The 5,818-nt window shown below is 73.9% G+C and carries 4 protein-coding genes; 3 read left to right on the top strand and 1 reads right to left on the bottom strand.

The features are described from left to right. Positions 1-19: 19 nt before the first annotated feature. The 3 genes from MTQ10_RS27085 (at position 20) to MTQ10_RS27075 (ending at position 3,225) form a co-directional block, all read left to right on the top strand. The gene (locus tag MTQ10_RS27085; RefSeq protein WP_247472864.1) at positions 20-1,231 is read left to right on the top strand and encodes an MFS transporter; all 1,212 of its coding nucleotides are present in this window, start codon (positions 20-22) and stop codon (positions 1,229-1,231) included. A 141-nt stretch (positions 1,232-1,372) separates the two neighbouring features. Further along, entirely contained in the window at positions 1,373-2,398 is a 1,026-nt protein-coding gene (locus tag MTQ10_RS27080) for an ATP-binding cassette domain-containing protein (RefSeq protein WP_247472863.1), read from the top strand. After that, on the top strand, positions 2,395-3,225 hold the full coding sequence (locus MTQ10_RS27075) for an ABC transporter permease (protein WP_247472862.1): 831 nt from the start codon (positions 2,395-2,397) through the stop codon (positions 3,223-3,225). Before MTQ10_RS27080 ends, MTQ10_RS27075 begins: the two co-directional genes overlap by 4 nt. A 6-nt stretch (positions 3,226-3,231) precedes the next feature. Here the strand turns inward: MTQ10_RS27075 and MTQ10_RS27070 are convergent. After that, positions 3,232-5,818, bottom strand: a 2,587-nt coding sequence (locus tag MTQ10_RS27070) for an ATP-binding protein (RefSeq protein ID WP_247472861.1), incomplete at its 5' end; no start/stop codon positions are given.

The raw sequence follows: 5,818 nt of genomic DNA, 5'->3' as shown, positions 1-5,818 counted from the left end.
CCCCTGTGAAAGGCCCCCCATGCCCCTGGCCCTGCTCGCCCTGGCCGTCGGCGCCTTCGGCATAGGCACGACCGAGTTCGTCATGATGGGCCTGCTGCCCGATGTCGCGGACGACCTGCACATCTCCATCCCCACCGCCGGACATCTGGTGTCCGCGTACGCGCTGGGCGTCGTCATCGGCGCCCCGCTGCTCGCGGCGGCGACGGCACGGATGTCCCGCCGTACCGTCCTGATCGCCCTCATGGTCCTGTTCGTCGCCGGCAACGCGCTCTCGGCGTTCGCGCCGGGCAGCGGCTCCCTGCTCGCCGCCCGCTTCCTCAGCGGCCTGCCCCACGGCGCGTTCTTCGGTGTCGGCGCGGTCGTCGCGACGACGCTCGTCCCGCCGGAGCGCAAGGCACGGTCGGTGTCGCTCATGTTCCTCGGCCTGACCGTCGCCAACATCGCGGGCGTGCCCGCCGCCACACTGATGGGCCAGCACCTGGGCTGGCGGGCCACGTTCGTCGCGGTCAGCGTGATCGGCCTCGCCGCGATCGCGTTGCTGGCGCTGCTGATCCCCCGCGACGGCGGCACGGCGGGCCTGCGCGGCGAACTGGCCGCGCTGCGCTCCCTGCCGGTGTGGCTGGCGCTCGGCACGACGGTGGCCGGGTTCGGCGCGCTGTTCGCGGCGTACAGCTACATCACCCCGATGCTGACCGACACCGCCGGGTACGGCGAGAGCAGCGTCACCCTGCTGCTGGCCCTGTTCGGGGTCGGCGCGACCGTCGGCAACCTGCTCGGCGGGCGCCTCGCCGACCACGCCATGCGGGGCACCCTGTTCGGCGGGCTCACCTCCCTCGCCGTGGTCCTGGCCGCGTTCCCGCTGCTGATGCGGAACCCGGTGACGGCCGCCCTCGCCGTCGTCCTGCTCGGCACGGCCTCGTTCGTCACGGGCTCCCCGCTCCAGCTGATGGTCATGGAGAAGGCCGCCGCAGGCCCCTCCCTGGCGTCCTCCGCCAACCAGGCCGCGTTCAACCTCGCCAACGCGGGCGGCGCCTGGATCGGCGGCCTGGCCCTCGCGGCGGGCTTCGGCACCACGTCCCCGGCCCTCGCCGGCGCCGCCCTCGCGGTGCTCGGCCTGGGCGTCGCATCCGTTGCCCACGCGGTGGACCGCCGCCGTGCGCCCCTGCCGACGGCCCGGGAACGCGTCGTCGCGGGGCATCTGCCGGAGGAGGCCGAGGCGGTGCGGTCCTGACACAGGGCCGCCGGGCCGACAGACCGCCGCCCGCCCCCGTCGGCGGCCCGACGGCGGTCTGTCGGCGCCCTGTCGGCGCCCCGCGCGGGCTGTCGGTCCGCTGTCGGTGGCTTGTCAGTGGGGGCTGACACAGTCAGGGCCATGACGCGAATCGACAACAAGCCCAGCGGTGCGGGAAGCGCCGTCACCGTGCGGGGGCTGGTCAAGCACTACGGCGAGACCAAGGCGCTGGACGGGGTGGACCTGGACGTACGGGAAGGCACCGTCATGGGGGTGCTGGGGCCGAACGGCGCCGGCAAGACCACCCTCGTGCGGATCCTGTCCACGCTGATCACACCCGACGCGGGCCAGGCGATCGTCGCCGGCTACGACGTCGTACGGCAGCCCCGGCATCTGCGCCGGGTCATCGGACTGACCGGCCAGTACGCCTCCGTGGACGAGAAGATCCCCGGCTGGGAGAACCTGTACATGATCGGCCGGCTGCTCGATCTGTCCCGCAAGGACGCCCGGGCCCGCGCCGACGAGCTGCTGGAGCGGTTCTCGCTGACCGACGCGGCCCGCCGCCCGGTGAACACCTACTCCGGCGGTATGCGCCGCCGCCTCGACCTCGCGGCGTCGATGATCGGCCGCCCGGCGGTGCTGTACCTGGACGAGCCCACCACCGGCCTCGACCCGCGCACCCGCAACGAGGTGTGGGACGAGGTGAAACGCATGGTCGGCGACGGCGTGACCGTGCTGCTGACCACGCAGTACATGGAGGAGGCCGAGCAGCTCGCCCACGAGCTGACGGTCGTCGACCGCGGCAAGGTCATCGCCGGCGGCGGCATCGACGAGCTGAAGGCGAAGGTCGGCGGGCGCACCCTGCGGATCAAGCCGACCGACCCCGCCCATCTGCGACCGCTGGCCGGGCGGCTCGACGCGCTCGGCATCACCGGGCTCGCCCCCACCGTCGTGGACACCGACGCCGGTGCCGTACTGGTGCCGATCCTCAGCGACGAGCAGCTCACCGCCGTCGTCGGCGCCGTCCACGAGCACGGCGTGGCCCTCGCCTCCATCACCACCGAACTGCCCAGCCTCGACGAGGTCTTCCTGTCCCTCACCGGCCACCGCGCCGGCGCCCCGCAGGACACCCGGCCCGCCGACGAACGCCAGGAGGTCGCCGTATGAGCACCGCCACCGCACCCGCCCCCACCGCCGCCGGGTCCGGCGACGACGCCCGGATCACGCTGCGCGGGCATCTGCGCCACACCGGCGCGCTGGTACGGCGCAACCTGCTGTGGATCCGCCAGGACCCCGAGTCGATGTTCGACGCGCTGCTGATGCCGGTCGTCTTCACCCTGCTGTTCGTGTACGTGTTCGGCGGATCCATCGGGCAGGCGCTCGGCGGCGGCCAGGACCAGTACGTGCAGTACGTCATCCCCGGCATGGTCGCGATGATGAGCATGACCCTCTCGCAGGGCGTCGGCACCGGCTTCAGCGAGGACTTCCACAAGGGCGTCATGGACCGGTTCCGGTCACTGCCGATCGGACGCGGCTCCGTGCTCTTCGCGAAGATCACCGTGGAGCTGGGGCGGATGCTGTTCGCCACGGCCGTCCTGCTGATCGTCGCCGTCCTCGTCGGCTTCGACATCACCAACTGGCCGGGCCTGTTCGGCACCGTGGGCCTGTCCGCGCTGTTCGCCTCCTCGATCATGTGGGTGTTCCTCACCCTGGGCGTCGTGCTGAAGAACGCGCAGTCCGTGCAGGCGATGGGCTTCCTGGTGCTGTTCCCGCTCCAGTTCGGCTCGTCGATCTTCGCGCCGACCGAGTCGATGCCGGGCTGGCTTCAGACCTTCACCGACTACAACCCGCTGTCCACGCTCGCCGACGCCGCACGCGGCATGATGATCGGCGGCCCGGTCGCCCACGACCTGTGGGTGACGGTGGCCTGGTCGGTGGCGATCACCGCGGTGATGGCGCCGGTCGCCGTGCACAAGTTCCGCACGAAGAGCTGAGTCCGCTCATGGCGCGGTCCGGACGAGGGCGGCGGCCTCCTCGAGGGAGAGGCCGGCGCCCTCGGCGCGGGCCGCGGCGAACTCCTCGTCGGTGAGCGCGGCCCGCACGGCGCGTTCCACATGCTCCCGTACGGCGCGTTCCTGGAAGTTGGGGACATGGCCGGGCGGCAGCTGCGCGAGGCCCGCGCCCAGACAGCGGGCGGCGTCCCGGGCGCGCACCCCGCCGTCCGCACCGGCCAGCGCGGACGCGGCCAGCAGCAGGCACAGGGCGGACATCTGCGGCACGAACGACCGGGCCAGCTGCTCCCGGGCCCGCTCCAGGGCCTGCGCCGCCTTCTTGAGCGCCTCCCGGTGTCTGCCCTCGACGGTGTCCACCCAGCTCTCGGCGATCAGGATGAACCCGTCGAAGAGCGGGAACGTCGAGACACGGCACTCCTCCCGCAGCCGGTGCAGCAGCGCGCGGGACTCCTCGGTGCGGTCGGTGATGGCCAGCCAGCCCGCCAGGAAGAGCAGGGCGGCGGGCAGCGCCTCGTTCTGCGTGCGCTCCTGCTTGCGTACGACCTCCCGCAGCAGCGCCTCGCCCCGCTCGTGCCGCCCCGCCTCCAGCAGGGCGGCGCCCAGACGGGCGGTGAGGACGGCGACCTGGGCGCGGGCGCCGAGCCGTTCGGCGCGGGCGATGGCCCTCTCGTAGTCGGCGGCGGCCAGGCCGAACTCGCCGCGCCTCTCGTACGCCTCACCGCGCGCCGACAGGGCCTCCGCGGCACCCCAGGCGTCACCGAGCCGCTCGAAGATCTCCAGCGACTCGTCGGCGTCGCGGGTGGCGTCACCGGCCCAGTCGATGCGGTTGGCCGTCAGATTGGCCCTGGTGCTCAGGCTCATCGCCAGCTCCCACTCGAAACCGGGATGCTCGCGGCAGGTGCGGACGGACGCGTCGAAGATCGTCCGTACCCGTTCCATGTCGCCGGTCAGCAGGACGGCGAAGAACCAGGCGGCACCGGGCGGGCGGCAGGTCTGCGGCATCCCGGGCCGGTAGGTCTCGGCGATGATCCGCAGCTTGTGCTGCGCCTCGGGCCGCTGCCAGGCGTCCAGCTCGGTGTCCATGCACGCCAGATGGATCAGATGGGCCCCGCGCCAGGCCTCGGCGAGGACCTCCCCGTTGTACGGGGGCGGGGCGTCGGTGACGCGCTGCCACACGGGCTCGGCGGGGACGGCCGGCCCGGCGAACGGGTCCGGGCCGAGGGCCATCACCTCCGCGGACCAGGAGCGGGCCTCCAGCCGAAGGTCGCGCATCTGCCAGTACCAGCCGAGGGACAGCACCAGACACAGCGCCTCCTGCGCGTCGCGCGCGGCGACGGCGCGGCGCAGCGCGGTGCGCAGGTTCTCGTACTCGCGCTGGAGGAGAGCGATCGCGGCCCGCTGTCCGGTGCCACGCAGCAGCGGCTCGGCGGTGCGGGCGAGTTCCCGGTAGTACGTCAGATGGGCGCGCTCGGCCTCGTGGCGCCGGCCGGTCTCGTCGAGGCGTTCGGCGGCGTACTCGGCGACGGTCTCCAGCAGCCGGTAGCGCATCGCGCCGCCGTCGGACGGCTCGGCGACGACGAGGGACTTGTCGACGAGGGAGGCGAGCGCGTCGAACGCGGCGGGCCCGCACACGGCCTCGGCGGCGGCGAGGTCGCAGCCGCCCGCGAACACCGACAGCCGGCACAGCACATCGCGTTCGTCGTCGTCGAGGAGATCCCACGACCAGTCCACGACGGCACGCAAAGTCTGCTGTCGGGGCAGCACGGTGCGGCTGCCGGAGGTCAGCAGCCGGAACCGGTCGTCGAGCCGGTCCGCGATCTGGCGGGGTGTCAGCATGCGCAGCCGGGCGGCGGCCAGTTCGATCGCGAGGGGCAGGCCGTCGAGGCGGCGGCAGATCTCCGCGCACGCCTCCGGGTCGTCCTCGACGCGGAAACCGGGTCGGGCCGCCGCGCCCCGGTCGGCGAGCAGCCGCAGCGCGGCCGGCTCCGGCAGGGGCTCCACCGGGTGCAGCACCTCGCCGGGCACGCCGAGGGGTTCACGGCTGGTGGCGAGCACGGTCAGGCCGGGGCAGCGGGCCAGCAGCTCGTCCGCCAGGCGGGCCGCCGCGTCGACGACGTGCTCGCAGTTGTCGAGGATCAGCAGCATGCGGCGGCGGGCGCAGTGCTCGGCGAGCCGGGCGACGGGGTCGTCGTGCCGGTCGGAGACCGCGCGCAGCTCCTCCGCGCCGGCGCCGCGCAGCACGGTCTCGCGGGCGCCGACCGCGGTGAGGACCGCTTCGGGCACGGCCTCCGGGGTGTCCACAGGGGCCAGCTCGGCCAGCCACACGCCGTCGGGTGCGGTCTCCCCGGCCCCCTCGGCGGCCTCCTGCGACAGCCGTGTCTTCCCGGCGCCGCCCAGACCCACCAGGGTGACGAGCCGGGCCTCGGCGAGGTCCTGTCTGATCCGCTCGATGTCCCGCTCCCGCCCGACGAAGGAGGTGAGCCGGGCCCGCAGATTGCCGGCCGGGGCCTGCGCGGCGGCGCGGTCGGCCGCGGCCTTCCCCGCGGCGAAACCCGGGCCGGACGCGGCGGCGGCC

The organism is Streptomyces sp. XM83C, from assembly GCF_023072675.1.
Classification (GTDB): Bacteria; Actinomycetota; Actinomycetes; order Streptomycetales; family Streptomycetaceae; genus Streptomyces; species Streptomyces thermocoprophilus.
Note: the sequence above shows the minus strand (reverse complement) of the source record. Positions and strands in the feature narration are given on the sequence as shown.